Origin of the sequence: Amycolatopsis marina (assembly GCF_900111885.1) — a bacterium.
In the GTDB taxonomy this organism is placed as follows: domain Bacteria; phylum Actinomycetota; class Actinomycetes; order Mycobacteriales; family Pseudonocardiaceae; genus Amycolatopsis; species Amycolatopsis marina.
The window spans coordinates 1-15,902 of sequence record NZ_FOKG01000047.1; the positions used below are offsets into that span (position 1 = coordinate 1).

The following is a 15,902-nucleotide window of genomic DNA, read 5'->3' on the forward strand; positions in this document are numbered from 1 at the left end:
ACGCCGCCCGGCTCGCCGAGATGCTCGACCACGTAGTCCCGCACGTCGTCACGCACCCCGTCGATGTCCCAGTCCGCCCAGCGCAACAACCGCTGCATCCCATCCGGAGACACCTCACCGGACTGCTCCGCCAGTGTCCAGCCGTTCTTCCGCTCCAACCCCGCGACCAGCCCGGACACATACTCCCGAGCCCGGCCCCGCGGCTCCGACCGCCTGAACCGTCCCGCGATCCGATCATGAACCCGATCCAGCTGCCCCATCACCACATCGACCACCACAACGATGATCTACCACACGACGACCAACTGCCGTTGCAGTACTAGGAGTTCTTCGGCGAATTCTCGTTGTATGTTGCGCCAGAGGGAGAAGTCTTCGGTGATCCCGGCGGGGATGACGCTGGAAGGTTGGAAGATGCCAGCGGGCAGCAGGTGTGTCATGCCGCCTCCGCCGGCGACGCGTTCGCCGTCGCGTTGGTGTAGCACGACGCTGGGGGAGTCACCGCCGCGGAGGGTGAGGGTGCCGACGGCGCCCATGAGGGGGCGGCGTGTCAGGTCGAACGGGTTCCCGATCAGTTTGCGGAATGTCAGTCCTCGCCAGGATGGTTTCGTTGTGGTGAGCCGGTCCTGATGGTCTCGGGCGAGATGATGGTGGGCGGTTTCGTGGGCGAGGGCTTCGTTGGTGTCCAGGGAGTCGAAGAACCCCATGTGCCCGAAGTTCATCCAGAGGGTGCTAGACGACAGGTCGAGGTCGGTGAGCCGGAAGCACAGCCGGTTCTCGAACAGCCTGGGTGCGGCGAGTTCGCGGATGGCGTCGTGGTAGCGGCGGTGTCGCTGTCCCGGGGTGACGAGCGGTCGTACGGTGGCGGACTGCGGTTCCCCGCCGGTGACGGCGGGTAGCGCTGCGGCGGAGTCGAGGATGAGGGACACGTCGGTCAGTGGGAGAGGTTTCTCGGGTATCCCCGCCGGGTGGGCGATGACGCCCGTGTTCTTCAGGTCGGGGAGCCGGTGGTCGGGGTAGAGCCCTTCGGCGATGACCGCCAGCCGGCGGCGTGAGGCGCCGAGCGCGGTGCGGGTGGCGAGCCACCGTTGCTGGTCGCGGACGACTTCCGGCGCCACGTCCGTCGTTGCGGTGTTCAGATCGAAACCGGGTGCCTCGTCCGGTGTTGTCCGGACGTGGTGCGGGCGGAGGAAGCCGAGCTGGCTGATCTCCACGTCGAAGTATTCGGCGAGCAACTGCTGATAGAACCGCGTCGGCGACACCGTTTCGCCGGATTCCCACCGGTACACCGATTTCTTGGACAGTGTCAGGTTCTTGCGGTGCCGGGTAATCGCGAGGCGGTTGAGGTCTTCGGCCAGCCCTTGCTGGGACAACGCCCGCGACTCGCGCAGGGCGGTCAACGCGAGGTTCGGTGAACGCGTGGGGTCAGGGCCGGCCATACGGCCAGCGTAAGTGAGGCGAGGTGCCGCAGGCTCGCCGATGTCCACGACTCGGGTACTGCGTGTCCACGGCTCGGGGTCGAACACACATGTTGCCGCTGCTCAAATGAGGTGGTCGCCGTAGACGGCGCCCGTGAGAGGTCGCGACAGGTTCCACAGAACCACATGACGGAGTTCAGAGAAACGACGGGATCGAGGAGCGGACATGACGCGCGAGGCGAAGCCCAGCACGACGTACAAGCGGACGGGCCGCCGACTACCCACGCGCACGAGAGCCGCCACGGTCGGTCTGTTCTGAGCAGGTGGCGGATGACGTGCGAGCGGTCGTGGCCGTGCTCATCGCTGTAAACAGCCCGGCGGGACGACTCGCCGAGGCGATCAACGATCTCACCGCGCACCTGCCGTCCCCGGCCGATCCGACCCAATGTCCGATGTGTTCGGCCAGATTCTGGCCGTGCGGTGGATTTGACGCCGCGGCGTACCGGCTGCAGGCAGCCGGGCTTCGGGTGGCGGATCTGGTGCCGCTCGACCTGCATCCGCGGCTCTGGCCACCGACACGGCACGAACCGTCTCCATCGGGAGACCTGAGAGGGAAAGGAGGAGACAGGTGAGCGAGGCTGCGCAATCCGGACGAACTGTCCTCGTCACGGGAGCAGCCGGCTTGATCGGCGTCCCGGTGGTGCGGCAGTTGCGGCGCGCGGGATTCAGGGTAATCGCCGTTGACAACGGCAGCGCCGGGACTCTTCACCGGTTGGGCGAGTTCGCTGGTTGCCGGGATGTCGCGATTCGTGTCGCAGATATACGCCATCGCGCGGAGTTGACAGCGGTGATGGCGACCGAGCGGCCCTGGGGTGTCCTGCACCTGGCCGCGCGACACTTCATTCCCGACTGCGAACGGTCTCCGGGACAGACGCTGGAGGTCAACGTCCTGGGCACGCAAAACCTGATCGACGCCTGTGCGCAAGTCCCACCGCGACGTCTGGTGTTCGCGTCTACGGCCGACGTCTACCGCCCGGACTGTGACCCCCATGGCGAGGACGGTCCTGTCGGGCCCTGTGGGGTGTACGGCTGTTCGAAGTTGCTGGGGGAGACGTTGTTCCGCGATCAGGGTTATCGGCTGGACGGAACCGAGGTCATGATCGGCCGGCTGTTCAACGTGTACGGCCCCGGTGATCCTCACCCGCATCTTCTCCCGGAGGTGTTGCGCCAGCTTCGTCGTGGTCCCGTCCTGCGCTTGGGTGATCTGGAGGCGGCCCGCGACTTCGTGTACGTGGACGACGCGGCGGAAGCCCTGCTCGCACTGCTCACCATCGGGCCGCCCGGCGTGGTCAACGTCGGTACCGGGTCGGCTGTGCGGGGACGTGAACTCGTCCGCATCGTCGCCGAGCTGACGGCGCAGCCGATCGATGTGCAACTGGACCGGGGGCGTCTGCGCCGCCAGGTGCGCCCGACTCTGTGTGCTGCCCCCGGTCGCGTGCTGGAGCTGGTACCGGGATGGCCGCGCATTCCCCTTCTCGAGGGCATCCGCCGCACGATCCACGCGGACCGGGGCCACGACCTCGACAGCCGAGAGACACGTGAGCGGAGGGCGTCATGAGTGCTACCCCAGGTCTGGTGTTCCTCTTGGACACCCCGAACCTCTGGCGGGGCCGGGCCTTGGCGGGTACGCCGGCCCGCGTGCTCGCCCTGGCCGAACACAGCCATCGTGCGGGCGCCGCAGTGACGCTGGTGCTGTGTGATCGCGGCGCCGACTACGGGACGGCGGCGGAGTGGCCGATGGACGTGCTCCTGGTCCATCCCGCCGACTTCTATTCCGCGAACCGGCTCGCGCGTGCCCTCGACTTGGTTTCGGTGGACTTCCTCTCCATCTGCGAGGCCGAGACACTCGTCGCCATCGGTCGTGAGCTGGCACAGTCGCTCGGCGCGCGATTGGTCTACGACGTCCATGACGACGACGCCGCTGTCGCGTTCAGCCTGGGGGAGGTACCGGAGAGGGTCCGGCACTCTGCGAGCGTGCAGCGGGCAGCGCTCGACGCGTGCGACTACGTGCTCGTGTCCACCTCGAACGAAGCTCGCCTCGCGGCACGGTCGCAGATCGACCCCGCCCGCACAGCCATGCTGCCCAACGGTGCTGACCCACGCCAGCACACCTGCTGGGGACCGGACGTCAACGCGGGAACACTCGTGTTCGTCGGCAACCTGTACTACGAACCGAACGCCCGCGCGGTCGAGGCAATCCGCACCACCATCCTGCCGACACTGCGCACGATGGAAACCAACACACAGGTCCGTGTGATCGGGCGTGGACCAGCAGAGCTGACACGCCCCGCCGAGGGGATGACGTTCACCGGCCGCGTCGACGCGATCAACCACGCTCTTCGTGACGCGACTGTCGCACTGGCACCGTTGCCCGCTGGGTCCGGTGCGAAGATCAAGGTCCTCGATTACATGGCCGCCGGCCTGCCCGTCCTCGGTACCACGGAAGCCGTCACCGGGCTCCCTCCAGACCATCCCGGCGTGGTGGTCGAGAACGACCTGCACGCCTGGCCTTCGGTGCTCGCCACGTTGCTGCGCGACCGGACAGCGCTCCGCGAAATCGGTACCGACGGTCGCCTGTGCATCGAGCGGGAACTGTCCTGGCAACACATCGCCACCGACCTGCTGCGACACATCCACACCTGGCTCGCCACTCCGACACCGCCACCACACCACCCCACGCGTCACCAGGGACCACTCGGCACACCGCGCTGGCTCGCCGAACACACCAGCCAGAACGCCCTCGGCAGCCCCGACACCACCGCTCCGGGCCACACCCGGTGGCTACACCGCACCCGAACCGACGAGCCCAGCCCGGTACGGGGAGGTCCGTGACGATGGACAGCGGACACTACGACCTTCAGACCTGTACCTGTTCAATCAGGGCCAGCACACCGGTGCACGCCATCCTGCGGCACTACCTCAGCGCGTACGAGACACCTGACCTTCACCGGTGTGACATCGACCTGACCATCAACACCGAGGAGACAGCCGTCACCGAGGCCCGGAAGACGTTGACACGGCTGTCACCGTCACAGGTCCGCACCAGCCACCCCAACCAGCGCTACCACATCTGGACAACAGACGGCCAGCAAATCCTGACACCAGAACGAGCAAACGACCACGTGATCACCGTCCAGGGCAACCACATCTCGCTCGTCGCCCACCAGCACCAGATCGCCGCCACCGTCGGCGTCCGGATCGTCCGGCAACTCATCATGCGCGCCGGCGAGACCCGACACGGACAATCCGTCCACGCCGGCGCAGCCATCCTCGACACCGACGGTGTCCTGATCGCCGGACACGCGGGAGCAGGTAAGACCAGTGTCCTGACCCGTCTGATCGAAGACCATGGCGCACGCCCAGTAGCCAACGACCGGACTGTCCTGACACCTGGCGACAACGTCACCTGGTCTGCGGTCGGTGTCCCGTTGGCGTGGCGATTCACTCCGCAGGGAATCGACGGTTCGACGGCACTGACCCACGCACTGACGATACGGGATCTGTCTCGTGGTCGTGATCTCGTCGACGGCAAGATCGAGCTGACCCCGCTGGAGATCAGCCAGGCCCTCGCCGTCCCCGCCGCAGCCGCCGCCCCCATCACACGGCTGATCATTCTGACTCGGACAGCCAACAAACAACCACCGGCACCCGATCACAGGTTTATCCGGGACCACCTTGACTTCGGCGCCGACGACTTCTTCACCGACGACTGGCTCGGTGTCCGCCCGCTGTTTCCCAGCCTCACGGCCCAGCCCCCGCTAGACGCGGACGCCTGGTGGGCACGGCTCGCGACCACCGTCCCTGTCCAGGTGATCTCGTGGACTGATCCCACCGAGCTTGGCCGAGTCGCGGCCACCATCGCACAGGGCCAGCCATGAGAGGCTGCGTTCTCACCGGAGTGTGGGGCGCGGGAAAGACATCGATCTATCAGCGTCTCGCCGCACAGCTGATTGCCCAGGGCTGCCAATCGCTGATCACCCTGCCCCAAGCCGCAACGCTGACCACCCACACCTACGCACCTGGCACACCGGCCAAACACGCAGCCACCATCCACTCATGGCTCAACAACCTCACCGAGTTCCTGGAAGACCTCGACCATCGATTCACGTCAAGTTCTCTGCCACACCACCGCTTCGCAGGCGCATGGACCCCGACCTGCCTGCTGGAAGGCCTCGGATTCGACGTTCCCGTCTACCGACTTCCCCTTCCCCGCCAGTCCCTGATCGGCATCGAACATCGGCTGGCGGCCATACGCCTGCGCCTGGTCATGCTGCGCGTGCCGACGCAGCAGATATTCGTCCGATGTATCGAATCCACCCGCGTCCATCGAGGTCCGAAATGGGCGGCCTACGTTGACAGCTTCGGACTAAATGACGCCGCCCGAACCAGGTACGTCGAACACGCCCAGGACCGGCTGCTGCGGTGGGCGAAAACCTCACCCCTGCCGTTGCACGTCCTGGAGGTCGACACCGACGACTGGGACGACCACGCCCGCGCACTCAGCGACCTGATCACCACGCCGTCGCAGGCCACACGCCATCAACGCCATCCGACCGCACCCACACCCGCAACCGACGCACATAGTCCTCGCGCATCGACAGGTCCCTGACCCGTGTCCAGTAATTCACCCCGGTCAGCAGTTCCAACCCAGTCGCAACCGCCAACCGTTCAGACCACAGTTGCGGCCACCCACCCACCGACCGATAGCCGCACACGAACCGCTCAGCCCACCAAGGCTGGTCCTCGAACATCCACATCGCCGGTTTCACGAAGTCCATCACCGGATCGACCCAGCGAACATGCTCGAGATCGAGCAACGCACGGAAACACCCTTCCGCATCGAGCAAGATGTTCGGCAAATACACATCCAGGTGCGCAACCGCCGGACGCACAACGACAGACACCTCGTCGGCAAGCCGACCCAGCAACACCAGGCCAGCGGCGACCAAACCCTCCACCTCCCAATCCAACGACCCGCCCCGCTCGCTATAGGCGCGAGCGAGCAACTCGACACGCGACGAGACCGCAGCACCCCAGGTGGCGAAACCGCGGTCTAGCCCACTGTCCGAATCCCCGAAGCACTCCACTGGAACGCCGTGCAACCCCGCCAGAGCCGCCCCCGCGGAGTACATCGCCTCACCCATCACTCCCGAAGGCAACGAACGCGAATCCTCAGCGTCCTGACCGGTCAGATACTCAGCGACGATCAACAACCGGTCGCCAACCACACTGCTCGCTGCCGTGAAACCAAGCAACCTCGGCACCGGCACACCGTGCTCCCACACCCGACGATGCTCATCGAGCCGCCGTAAGGCGACAGCCCTGTCGCCATGCAGCCCTACCTTGCCGACCAGCCGCCCGAGACCGGAGTCCAACATCCATGACGCATGGCTACGCCCCTTACGCAACACGCCCACAGGACGAACGGGAACCGCCTCCGGCAACAACCGCTCCACCGCAGCCGCTACCCGCTCGACCGTAAGATCCGCAACAGTCACAACCAGGACACTAGAAGGCACCAACGACACGAAAGGCCACACATGGGCGCGGCTGCCACGGAAATCATCGCGAGGGCCGTCATCCGACGAAACGGACACCTACTACTCGCCACGCAACGCACGAAAACCTGGTCGTTCCTACCCGGCGGCCACGTGGAACCCGGCGAGCGGGTCGAACCCGCCCTCATCCGCGAGATCAAGGAAGAACTCGGGACCGAGGCCACAATTACCAAGTTCCTGGGTGTCGTCGAACACGGATACATCGAAGACGACAGCACCCACCACGAACTCAACTTCGTGTTCGAGGTCGACCTCGCAGACAGCGAACCCACCAGCCAGGAAGCCCACCTGAAATTCCACTGGTGCCCCATAGACGATCTCGCCGACTCCGACATGCGACCAAGCACGCTCAAGGACGCCCTCCTGGCCCCTGCTGACGAACAAACCCCCTTCTGGCACGCCTGGGCCAGCTAGCAATTCAGATGCCTGGCGCCGCTCCCGGCTCCGCGTATCAGTCTGCAGTGGCGCAGGGACTGTCCCAGTAACGGTGTTTCCGGCCCGACACGCCGGGCGTGGGCTTGGCGGGATGGGCACGGTGTGTGATGACACTGGATGTCGTGACTTCACGATCGACGGGTAAGAAGAAGGCGGCGAAGCCGCGGTCGGCGCAGGAGGAGCTGGCGGCCTCGATGGTCGCGCAGGCTCAGGCGCAGGGGCTGGCCCTGACCGGCCCGGACGGGTTGCTCAAACAGCTGACCAAGACGGTCCTCGAGGCGGCGTTGAACGCGGAGATGACCGAGCACCTCGGCCACGAGAAGCACCGGGCCGAGCCGGCGCGGGCGGGTTCGAACGTGCGGAACGGCACTCGGTCGAAAACGGTGGTCTCGGACGCGGTGGGCGAGGTGGAGATCGCGGTGCCGCGGGATCGGGATTCGAATTTCGAGCCGGTGATCGTGAAAAAGCGGCAACGTCGGCTGGGCAGTGTGGATGAGATTGTGTTGTCGTTGTATGCGAAAGGTTTGACAACGGGCGAGATTTCGGCGCACTTCGCCGAGATTTATGGTGCGTCGGTATCGAAGGAGACGGTGTCCCGGATCACCGACCAGGTTCTCGGTGAGATGGCCGAATGGCAGTCGCGGCCGTTGGATTCGGTGTATGCGGCGGTGTTCATTGACGCGGTGCACGTGAAGGTTCGGGATGGTCAGGTCGCGAACCGGCCGATCTACGCGGCGATCGGTGTCACGCTGGAAGGTCGCCGGGATGTGCTCGGGCTGTGGGCGGGCCAGGGTGGCGAGGGCGCGAAGTTTTGGATGCAAGTGTTGGTGGACATGAAGAACCGTGGTCTGAGTGATGTGTTCTTCGTGGTCTGCGACGGGCTGAAAGGCTTGCCCGAGGTGGTCGGGAACGTGTGGCCGGCGGCGATCGTGCAGACGTGCGTGGTGCATTTGCTGCGGAATACGTTCCGGCTCGCGTCGAAGCGGGACTGGGATGCGTTGAAGAGGGATGTGAAACCGATCTACACGGCACCGAACGCGGCCGCTGCGGCGGCCGCGTTGGACGAACTGGAGGAGACATGGGGTGGTAAGTATGGCGCGATGATTCGGTTGTGGCGCAACGCATGGGAGGAGTTCATCCCGTTTTTGGACTATGACGTGGAGATCCGTCGCGTGTTGTGCTCCACGAACGCAATTGAGTCGTTGAATTCGCGGTATCGCCGCGCGGTGCGGGCACGTGGTCATTTCCCAACGGAACAAGCTGCGCTAAAGTGCTTGTACCTGGTCACCCGGAGTCTGGACCCGACCGGCACCGGACAGGCCCGGTGGACGATGCGATGGAAACCCGCACTGAACGCGTTCTCGATCACCTTCAGTGACCGCTGGCCGGGCGCTGAGACCTACTGACAACCACGGCCGGAAACACCGTTCGCGTTACAGCCCCGGCGAAGCGGGCGGCCGGACGGCGGTTTAGCGTTTGCACTTCATGGGTCTATGCGATCTTGGTGACGTGGCTCGATGTATCCGTACGCGGACGGCGTCCGCGCGTCGGTAACGCGCCACGAGTCCCATTAGTTGCCTTGCTACTACTGCGAAGCCGCAGCAGCAATGTCGTTGCGCTGATCTCTGAGCGGAGTGTTCGACAACCACTCTCACCGTGACCAAACATTGCCAGAAACGCTTCTCGCGATCGTTGCAAATGAGGGCGCATGTGGAATGACGGTCTATAGTCGTGGAGTGATCGACGGCGAAGGACTCGGGCTGGCGGTGTTGGCGATCGTGACACCGGCGTCGCTCATGGTGCTGTTCGTGGGTTGGCGCGAGGGGCTGTTCGTTGCGGCGGGGGTGGGAGTGCTGGTGCTGGTGGGGTGGATATCGGCCGCCACGTGGCGACGCAGATCCGGTGTTCGGCAATTGCCACCCAGCTTAGGCCTGTCGCACGATCGGCGAGATTCGTAGCGGCTGCTTCCTGTCTCCTGCATGGGTGTAGAGCCGAGGGGCTGTCACCTTGGCGGAATCTAACGGAGACGTGCTTCGGGAGGGGGCATGTCTCATGCACCGGTCGATGTGTCTGGTGTGGAATCAGGTGTAGTCCTGGGAATCCTGGTCCACGGTCGGCCACTCGGGCTCGGGTTCAGGCATCTGCGCGGCGATCCAGTCGTGCAGCTTGCGAGGGCGTGGGGTGGAGAACAGAACCAGGTCCGTCGTCTGCTCCGCTCGGGATTCCCCTGGGATGGCAGGGAACTGGACGGTCCGCTCGGACGACGTCTCCGGCGGTGGGACGGGGCGGAACCGCACGGTCTCTTCCGATGGAAGGAACCAGTCGCTCATCGCCACTGGCTCCTTCCGCTCGAGGACGGGACTCTGCCGGTAGACCTGACGGGTCGCTATGGGCATGTGAAGCCACCGGAGAGCACTCGGGCACCCCGCCAGGCCGGCCCCTTTGGAGAGCGCTAGATGCGGGAAGCGCATGCCACCGACGTTTGTCGACGCAGGACCGGCTAGTTGCGCGGGACATTTACGCGGCTCCCAGGATTTCCAGGAGTTGACGCCGCTCGAATTTGCACAGCGCGGCGAGCGCGTCCTGGGCCTGCCGGGGAAGGGGCAACATTCCTCTGGCGGACGCGGGAAGGGAACGCAGCCGGATTTCGGCCCAGGCGGCAAGGTTCGGGTACTCGGACCTGGCGAGCTTGTCCAGGTCCGCTATGACTATCGCGTTCTCGCGTGTGTCGACCACGTCGCGGTACACCCGATCGACCATCGGTCCCGGCGCCACGTCCAGCACATGGCAGTACTCGATGAACTGGCACAGCGACATCGCCCGGGTCCCAAGCTCGTGGGTCGCCATGGTCTGTAGTGAGCGGCCCGTCCCCATCTCACGTCGCATCTCTTTGCGGGTCCACCCCCGACGATTGCGCTCGAACCGCATTGCCTCGCCAATGCCTGTGGCGAACCGGCCCAGGGTTTCCGCTGACAGCTGTGCCGTGGTCATCTCTTCCGCTGAAGATTCCTCTCGTGCGGCAGAGGGGCCAGGGGGCGTCCAGATCGGAACACGAGTCCAGATCGGTGCTGGTAGGAGGCGGGGTCGCCGTGGGCTCAGGTTGCGGACAGGTGGTCACACCGCCGCGGCGCAAGACTCGGCGAACACCGCTGAGAGGAAAGCCGAACCGGTCGGCCAAGGCGCGCTGCGACATCTTGGCGCGAAAACGCTTCACGAGGAGTTGTTCGAGCAGCGGACCGTAGGTCGGGTGGTGCTCGATATCGCGAAACTCCACGTTCTCCAGCACCCAATCGAGATCGGGAACCGACTCACCCACGGCGCCACTCCACGCCTTCGCCGAAGATATCTGTGGTGCCGCCCGGCCTCGGCTGCTGGAGCGGCGGAGCCGGGGACTCGCAGGGGTCACCTCGCCGTCGGCGACGCGGCCCGGGGACGGCAAGTCGCGCGGTCACCGCGGCGGCCACGATCCCCAGTGCCTTGTGGAGTCCTTGGTCGAGGTCGTAGAGCGCAGTGCCTGGCCCGGAGGTATCCGGCGGGGTGTCGGGTTTGCGCATCACGGTGGCGTACGAGATGAAGGTGTCCTTGTGGTTGACTCGCTGTGCCAGCCACAGCAGGAAGCGGCGGCGGTCGATGATCCAGTGCGTCCCGAAATTGATCGCGGCGCCGACAAGCCGGGCACGCCACGGCGACCGCATGCCGAGGGTGCGTGCCACGGCCTCGGTGACGACCAGTTGCCCGGCGGCGTAGGTCAGCACGTGACTGGTGGTCGCGCGGCGGCCGACGACACAGGCCGGCACCGGAACCTCACCCTCACGCGGCCCCTCGACCTCGCAGACCAGGGTGCCGTCGCTGGGGTACACGAGCTCGTCGCCGTGTAAGCCTTTGAGGACAGCGTCTTTCGGCCTCTGCAGCCAGTGATCCGCCCAGAGGTGTGCTCCGTGGAAGGCGCTGGCGAGTGCTCCGAACAGCGCGATCCGCGCGACGACACGGTCTGGGGTGGGCTGTGTGGTCATTCGACTTGTTCCTGGGTGCTGTGGGCTTCGTCGCCGGAACGTGTGTAGAACAGGTCGAGATACGTAGTCGTGTCGGATTCGGCATCGCTACGACGCGGCTGGTCGAGTTCGGCGCCCCAGACTTGGAGGTCGGCCTGTGCAGGGTCGGCCAGCCATGTGCCTGCGGTGGTGAACACTTCGGCACAGTCGCGACCGCTGACCGTCGTGCAGTCCACGGTGTCACCCGGTGCTGAATGTCGTCGTGGCATTTGAACCTTCCTCGTTGGGTACTTCGCGTCGGGAGACGTGACCGGTGATCCCTGCGACGCTCAGCCAGTGCCGGGAAGCGGCGGGACGAGGTCCTCGCCGTAGGAATCGTCAGCGGTCTGCTCGGCTGCGATCGGTGTGCCTGTGGCCAGCAGGAACTGGCGCGCCGCCGCCACCACCGACGTGCGGGCGGGCGGGCTGTAGCCACCCGTGCTGGCGGCGAAGCGTAGCCACGGTCCGAGTCGCGCCAGGTAGGCCAGCCACAGCCCTTCCGTGAGCGCGGGGATATTGGCTCTCAGTGTGCGTGCGGCGTGCCATGAGGCCAGCAACGGCTCGGGCCAGCCCGCGGCTACTCCCGCAGGCGTCGCTGCCCCGTGGCCTGCCTGGGCGCACTGGGTCAGCATCGCGGTGAACACCTCCGGTGGCGGAAGCTGCCCCCGAATCAAGCCGAGATCAGCCACCCACGGCACCACCGGAGCTGGCTCGCGCGCCGTTGCGGGGATCGACGCCATCCGCAGCGCGATCCGCAACAGGGGAGCAGCCTCGTTGCGGTCCAGCGGGTCTCGCCTCATCGACCGAGCGAACACGTCTGGGTGCGGGATGCGGGGCAGCGTCTGTCCGATGTTCAGACCGGCTTGGCAGACGGCTGCCAAGATACCCAGGCCGTGCCCGCGCTCCCAGCTCATGCGCATCAATCCCCAGGAAGGTGAGAGCGCGGCGGGTATGGCCGCGCCGGACAGCACCAGAGTGCGGGCCTGTGGATCGAGCAGCGTCACTCCCAGCGTGGGGGCGCACATCGGCCGCAGCACGTGGATGGCCAGCAGACGCTGCCACCACGGAGCGGCCAACGGGCTGCACACCACTCCTGGCCGTTCCTGGGCGCGTAGTCGCGTCAATGCCGACGCGATCTGGGTGTGTCCGGCCGGTGCATCAAGATCCGCAGGTACCGCTGAATCGGCCAGGACTACCTCCGTGGCGCCGATTTGCGCGGCGTGTCGCAATCCCCGTGCTACTGCGGTACCCCACCCGGCTCCGGGGACTCCCAGTTCGAGACGCGAACCCCACAACCGTGCGGCCTGAAACGACGACCGCGTCCTGCGATCGTCGGCAGCACTGGTGTCCACCAGCACGGTGCTGACCGAGCGGGCAGGTGCCGCTGCCAGGACCGCGCGCTCGGTGTACTCGGCCACGGCTGCCACGGTCTCCGCCCGGGTCTGCGCGGGCAACACGATCACCAGCGGCGTTGGCTCTAGCCCGCGTGCAGGGATTGGGGCGGCACGGCCATCGGCAGGAGGGGGAGTCGTCGAAGCGCCTGATGGTCGTGCCGCCCCGTGCCTCACCTCGCTACCAGGCCCCGAGGGATGAGCCTGGGCTGATAGAGGTGAGGACATCGTTGGGCTGACGGAAGCCGACACGGCTTATCGCCTTGTGTTCGGTAAAGGATTGGCGGAGGCAGGGCCGCGTGTCCGTTCCTGCCCCTCAGTGAAGTGCTGCCCGGTCGACACTCTCCCCTTGCCATGCGTGCAGGCTGAATCTCCGATTGATGATGCTGGGTGGATCGGGCACGAGAAGTGGCTTTTGCCGATGCGCTGGCGGGACCAATAACAGCGCGCGAACCTCCCGTGTTCACCCTTTAACCAAATGATCACTCTTGCCCCCGAAGACTGGTCACCATTGCCATTGTTCGAACGAGTGAGGCTAGGTGCGCGTTTGATAGCTGAAGTGCCACCGAAGTGCCACAGATCAGTCTCGCGTCCACGGCCCCTTGGGGGCGTTATTGGACGCGACCTTGGCCAGTTGGTGTGCCGAAGTCTTGCGTTCCAAGCATTCGTTCACGTCCTTGCGAGTCGCCTCAGTAACGAGACTGTGAGTATGGCGCGCGGGAGTTGAGTCTGGAAGTGACGTTGCGTAGGCCAGTTGTAGGCCGCAGTGGCGCTCCGAATGCTTCGGGGATGTTCGATTGTCAACGCCGCTCGAAAACTGACCACCCTGTTCCGGGTGAAAACTGACCACCTCCCGTGGTTGATGGATCTTGGTTAGTCGCTGGTTTTGGCTGCTGGGACGCGGCCCAGGTCGCGGTCTTTCAGCCGGTAGCTGTCTCCCTTCATCGAGACGACCTCGGCGTGATGCACGAGGCGGTCGATCATGGCGGCGGCCACGACGTCGTCGCCGAACACCTCGCCCCATCGGCCGAAGGGCTTGTTGCTGGTCACGATCAACGAGGCCCGCTCGTAGCGGGACGAGACGAGCTGGAAGAACAGGTTCGCCGCCTCGGCCTCGAACGGGATGTAGCCCACCTCGTCGACAATGATCAACGGGACTCGGCCGAGCTTGACTAGTTCCTGCTGAAGCCGGCCGGCGTGATGGGCATCGGCCAGACGCGCGACCCACTCGGCGGCCGTGGCGAACGCGACCCGGTGCCCGGCCTGGCACGCCCGGATACCCAAACCGATCGACAGGTGGGTCTTACCGGTTCCAGGCGGACCAAGAAACACCACATTCTCTTTCCCGGCAACGAAATCCAGCGTCCCGAGATGGGTGATGGTCTCGCGCTTGAGGGAGCGTTGGTGGTCGAAATCGAACTCCTCCAACGACTTGCGGGCAGGGAACCGAGCCGCTCGGATACGACCCTCGCCGCCGTGGGACTCCCGGGCGGCGACCTCGCGTTGCAGACACGCGGCCAGGAACTCTTCGTGCGACCATGACTCGGCCCGTGCCCGCTCGGCCAGGCGTTCCACCGCGCCGGCCAGCGATGGCGCCTTCAACGCGCGAGCAAGATAGGCGATCTCGCTAGAAACATTGCGCCCGTTGGTGTTCGCGGTCTTGGCGGCCATCACGCCACCCCCTTACGGTCGGTGTTGTCGGTGTTCTCGCCAAACGAGGCGGGGGCATCCAGATCGAGAAGGCGGTCATAGTCGGCCAGGTCGCGATGCTCGACCGGTGTGTCCGCCGACCGGTGCTCGGCCAGGTGGCGTGCTCGCCGCATCATGGCGGCGGCCTGGGCGTGACCGGGGTCGGTGATGGTCTGGTGATCAGCCCAACATCGCGGATGGTCGGCCACCACCTGACCGGCGCAGCTGACCCGCACCAGGTCGAGATCGGCGATCACCTCGACCCGACGGCCGACCGCGGCCGGGTGCACGGAATAGTCATTCGAGTCCAGACGTATGTAGTGATCCCGGGGTAGGCGGGTCGCCAACCGCCACCCGGCCGCTGGAGCGACCGGCGGCAGGACCACCATCGCGGCCCGGTCAGCCTCCCACCGGTCGATCGGGCGGCACCCCAGCCGGCGGTGCTGGCGGGTGTTGGCCCGCACCAGCCACTCATCCAACTGGAGGTTGAACTCCGCCGGTGACCCGAAGCGACGTCCGGGCAAGAACGAGGTCTCCAGATAGCCGTTTGCCCGTTCCACCAAGCCTTTCGCCTCGGGATCGGCCGGGCGGCACTGGATGACCGTGATCCCCAACGTTCCGCGGAAGGCGTTCATCGCCTCGGTCAGTACCGGTTTGCCGCCCCGCCACTGGCCAACGGCGGACTCGTTGTCCCATACCAATTTCCGGGGAACACGACCCATTCCGGAGATCACGCTCCAGTGCCCGGCCAACAGGTCCGGGGCTTGGCGAGACGGAATCATCCTCGCGGTCATCACCCGCGAGTAACCGCATACCATGACCAGCACCGGTGGTCGGCCGAGTTGCCCGAACCCCAACGGCACGTCCACCGGCGGGAACCACAGGTCACACTGCGCCAACTCGCCGGGCTGGTACTCCGTCCGGGACGCCGGATCGGGTGGGGTGAACAACGGTCGTAGCTGCTGGATCCGGTCGAATAGCACGGTCTTGCCGCGTGTCCACCCGATCCGTTCCATGATCACCGTCGAAGGCATGTCCGGGAACTCCCGGAGCAACGCCCTGACCTGCGGCTCGACCGCGTCCACGATCGACCCCTTCCTCGCCCGTTCGTAGCGAGGGGGCTCATGCGCGGCCAACGCGCGCTTCACCGTGTTCCTCGCGATGCCCAACCGGCGGGCGATGGCCTTGATCGCCATGCCCTCCGCCCGAGACAGCCGGCGGATCTCCGCCCAGTCCTCCATGGTCAACACCTCCTGATCATGAGGAGGTGGTCAGATTTCCGCCGGTCAGACGGGGTCAGTTTTCACCCGGTGGCGACATCGA

Annotated in this window: 17 protein-coding genes and 1 pseudogene; 7 read left to right on the plus strand and 11 right to left on the minus strand. The window is 65.7% G+C overall.

Going from position 1 to position 15,902, the window contains the following annotated elements; all coding sequences use genetic code 11:
- Both BM199_RS32780 and BM199_RS32785 read right to left on the minus strand, forming a co-directional pair.
- A pseudogene (locus BM199_RS32780) lies at window positions 1-278 on the minus strand (IS701 family transposase); the annotation flags it as partial.
- Window positions 279-287: 9 nt separating this feature from the next.
- Window positions 288-1,436 carry a helix-turn-helix domain-containing protein gene (locus BM199_RS32785; RefSeq protein WP_091680025.1) on the minus strand — a complete coding sequence of 383 codons (1,149 nt, stop codon included), beginning with the start codon at window positions 1,434-1,436 and terminating at the stop codon, window positions 288-290.
- Between the two features lie 607 nt (window positions 1,437-2,043).
- Here BM199_RS32785 and BM199_RS32795 point away from each other — a divergent pair.
- The 4 genes from BM199_RS32795 to BM199_RS32810 are packed head-to-tail and all read left to right on the plus strand — an operon-like array spanning window position 2,044 to window position 6,084.
- Window positions 2,044-3,033, plus strand: coding sequence for an NAD-dependent epimerase/dehydratase family protein (locus BM199_RS32795; protein ID WP_281245777.1), 990 nt, complete (start codon window positions 2,044-2,046; stop codon window positions 3,031-3,033).
- Window positions 3,030-4,307: a glycosyltransferase family 4 protein gene (locus tag BM199_RS32800; protein WP_091680033.1), complete on the plus strand. Its 1,278-nt coding sequence runs from the start codon at window positions 3,030-3,032 to the stop codon at window positions 4,305-4,307. Before BM199_RS32795 ends, BM199_RS32800 begins: the two co-directional genes overlap by 4 nt.
- Window positions 4,304-5,353 carry a phosphoenolpyruvate carboxykinase (ATP) gene (locus tag BM199_RS32805; protein ID WP_143102000.1) on the plus strand — a complete coding sequence of 350 codons (1,050 nt, stop codon included), beginning with the start codon at window positions 4,304-4,306 and terminating at the stop codon, window positions 5,351-5,353. Before BM199_RS32800 ends, BM199_RS32805 begins: the two co-directional genes overlap by 4 nt.
- Entirely contained in the window at window positions 5,350-6,084 is a 735-nt protein-coding gene (locus tag BM199_RS32810) for a DEAD/DEAH box helicase family protein (RefSeq protein ID WP_177242897.1), read from the plus strand. Before BM199_RS32805 ends, BM199_RS32810 begins: the two co-directional genes overlap by 4 nt.
- On the opposite strand, the gene BM199_RS32815 is transcribed toward BM199_RS32810, so the two are convergent.
- Window positions 5,987-6,973: a phosphotransferase family protein gene (locus BM199_RS32815; RefSeq protein ID WP_143102001.1), complete on the minus strand. Its 987-nt coding sequence runs from the start codon at window positions 6,971-6,973 to the stop codon at window positions 5,987-5,989. The two genes, BM199_RS32810 and BM199_RS32815, sit on opposite strands and share 98 nt — an antisense overlap.
- 42 nt (window positions 6,974-7,015) lie before the next feature.
- Between BM199_RS32815 and BM199_RS32820 the strand changes: the two genes are divergently transcribed.
- From BM199_RS32820 to BM199_RS32830, 3 genes are all read left to right on the plus strand, one after another.
- On the plus strand, window positions 7,016-7,447 hold the full coding sequence (locus BM199_RS32820) for an NUDIX domain-containing protein (protein WP_091680040.1): 432 nt from the start codon (window positions 7,016-7,018) through the stop codon (window positions 7,445-7,447).
- A 128-nt stretch (window positions 7,448-7,575) separates the two neighbouring features.
- The gene (locus BM199_RS32825; RefSeq protein WP_281245778.1) at window positions 7,576-8,874 is read left to right on the plus strand and encodes an IS256 family transposase; all 1,299 of its coding nucleotides are present in this window, start codon (window positions 7,576-7,578) and stop codon (window positions 8,872-8,874) included.
- 330 nt (window positions 8,875-9,204) lie between these two features.
- The gene (locus tag BM199_RS32830) at window positions 9,205-9,426 is read left to right on the plus strand and encodes a hypothetical protein (protein WP_091680043.1); all 222 of its coding nucleotides are present in this window, start codon (window positions 9,205-9,207) and stop codon (window positions 9,424-9,426) included.
- Between the two features lie 123 nt (window positions 9,427-9,549).
- Here BM199_RS32830 and BM199_RS32835 read toward each other — a convergent pair whose 3' ends face one another.
- The 8 genes from BM199_RS32835 to istA form a co-directional block, all read right to left on the minus strand.
- Window positions 9,550-9,798, minus strand: a complete 249-nt coding sequence (locus tag BM199_RS32835; protein ID WP_091680046.1) for a hypothetical protein — start codon at window positions 9,796-9,798, stop codon at window positions 9,550-9,552.
- A gap of 187 nt (window positions 9,799-9,985) precedes the next feature.
- Window positions 9,986-10,315 (minus strand): hypothetical protein, encoded by a 330-nt coding sequence (locus BM199_RS32840; protein ID WP_143102002.1) that lies wholly within the window; start codon window positions 10,313-10,315, stop codon window positions 9,986-9,988.
- A gap of 28 nt (window positions 10,316-10,343) precedes the next feature.
- Window positions 10,344-10,784: a hypothetical protein gene (locus BM199_RS33650; RefSeq protein WP_143102003.1), complete on the minus strand. Its 441-nt coding sequence runs from the start codon at window positions 10,782-10,784 to the stop codon at window positions 10,344-10,346.
- Window positions 10,777-11,481 carry a hypothetical protein gene (locus BM199_RS32845; protein WP_091680051.1) on the minus strand — a complete coding sequence of 235 codons (705 nt, stop codon included), beginning with the start codon at window positions 11,479-11,481 and terminating at the stop codon, window positions 10,777-10,779. The genes BM199_RS33650 and BM199_RS32845 overlap by 8 nt, the downstream gene beginning before the upstream one ends.
- Window positions 11,478-11,657 (minus strand): hypothetical protein, encoded by a 180-nt coding sequence (locus BM199_RS32850; RefSeq protein WP_177242898.1) that lies wholly within the window; start codon window positions 11,655-11,657, stop codon window positions 11,478-11,480. The genes BM199_RS32845 and BM199_RS32850 overlap by 4 nt, the downstream gene beginning before the upstream one ends.
- 132 nt (window positions 11,658-11,789) lie before the next feature.
- Window positions 11,790-12,953 carry a hypothetical protein gene (locus tag BM199_RS32855; protein ID WP_143102004.1) on the minus strand — a complete coding sequence of 388 codons (1,164 nt, stop codon included), beginning with the start codon at window positions 12,951-12,953 and terminating at the stop codon, window positions 11,790-11,792.
- Between the two features lie 810 nt (window positions 12,954-13,763).
- Window positions 13,764-14,561 (minus strand): IS21-like element helper ATPase IstB, encoded by a 798-nt coding sequence (istB, locus tag BM199_RS32860; protein WP_091679392.1) that lies wholly within the window; start codon window positions 14,559-14,561, stop codon window positions 13,764-13,766.
- Window positions 14,561-15,829 carry an IS21 family transposase gene (gene istA, locus BM199_RS32865; protein ID WP_091679389.1) on the minus strand — a complete coding sequence of 423 codons (1,269 nt, stop codon included), beginning with the start codon at window positions 15,827-15,829 and terminating at the stop codon, window positions 14,561-14,563. The genes istB and istA overlap by 1 nt, the downstream gene beginning before the upstream one ends.
- Window positions 15,830-15,902 lie beyond the last annotated feature (73 nt).

Coding starts and splice junctions, on each gene's coding strand:
- BM199_RS32785 (WP_091680025.1), bottom strand. CDS start 1,436: ATGGCCGGCCCTGACCCCACGCGTTCACCGAACCTCGCGTTGACCGCC.
- BM199_RS32800 (WP_091680033.1), top strand. CDS start 3,030: ATGAGTGCTACCCCAGGTCTGGTGTTCCTCTTGGACACCCCGAACCTC.
- BM199_RS32810 (WP_177242897.1), top strand. CDS start 5,350: ATGAGAGGCTGCGTTCTCACCGGAGTGTGGGGCGCGGGAAAGACATCG.
- BM199_RS32820 (WP_091680040.1), top strand. CDS start 7,016: ATGGGCGCGGCTGCCACGGAAATCATCGCGAGGGCCGTCATCCGACGA.
- BM199_RS32825 (WP_281245778.1), top strand. CDS start 7,576: ATGACACTGGATGTCGTGACTTCACGATCGACGGGTAAGAAGAAGGCG.
- BM199_RS32835 (WP_091680046.1), bottom strand. CDS start 9,798: ATGAGCGACTGGTTCCTTCCATCGGAAGAGACCGTGCGGTTCCGCCCC.
- BM199_RS32840 (WP_143102002.1), bottom strand. CDS start 10,315: ATGGCGACCCACGAGCTTGGGACCCGGGCGATGTCGCTGTGCCAGTTC.
- BM199_RS32845 (WP_091680051.1), bottom strand. CDS start 11,481: ATGACCACACAGCCCACCCCAGACCGTGTCGTCGCGCGGATCGCGCTG.
- istB (WP_091679392.1), bottom strand. CDS start 14,561: ATGGCCGCCAAGACCGCGAACACCAACGGGCGCAATGTTTCTAGCGAG.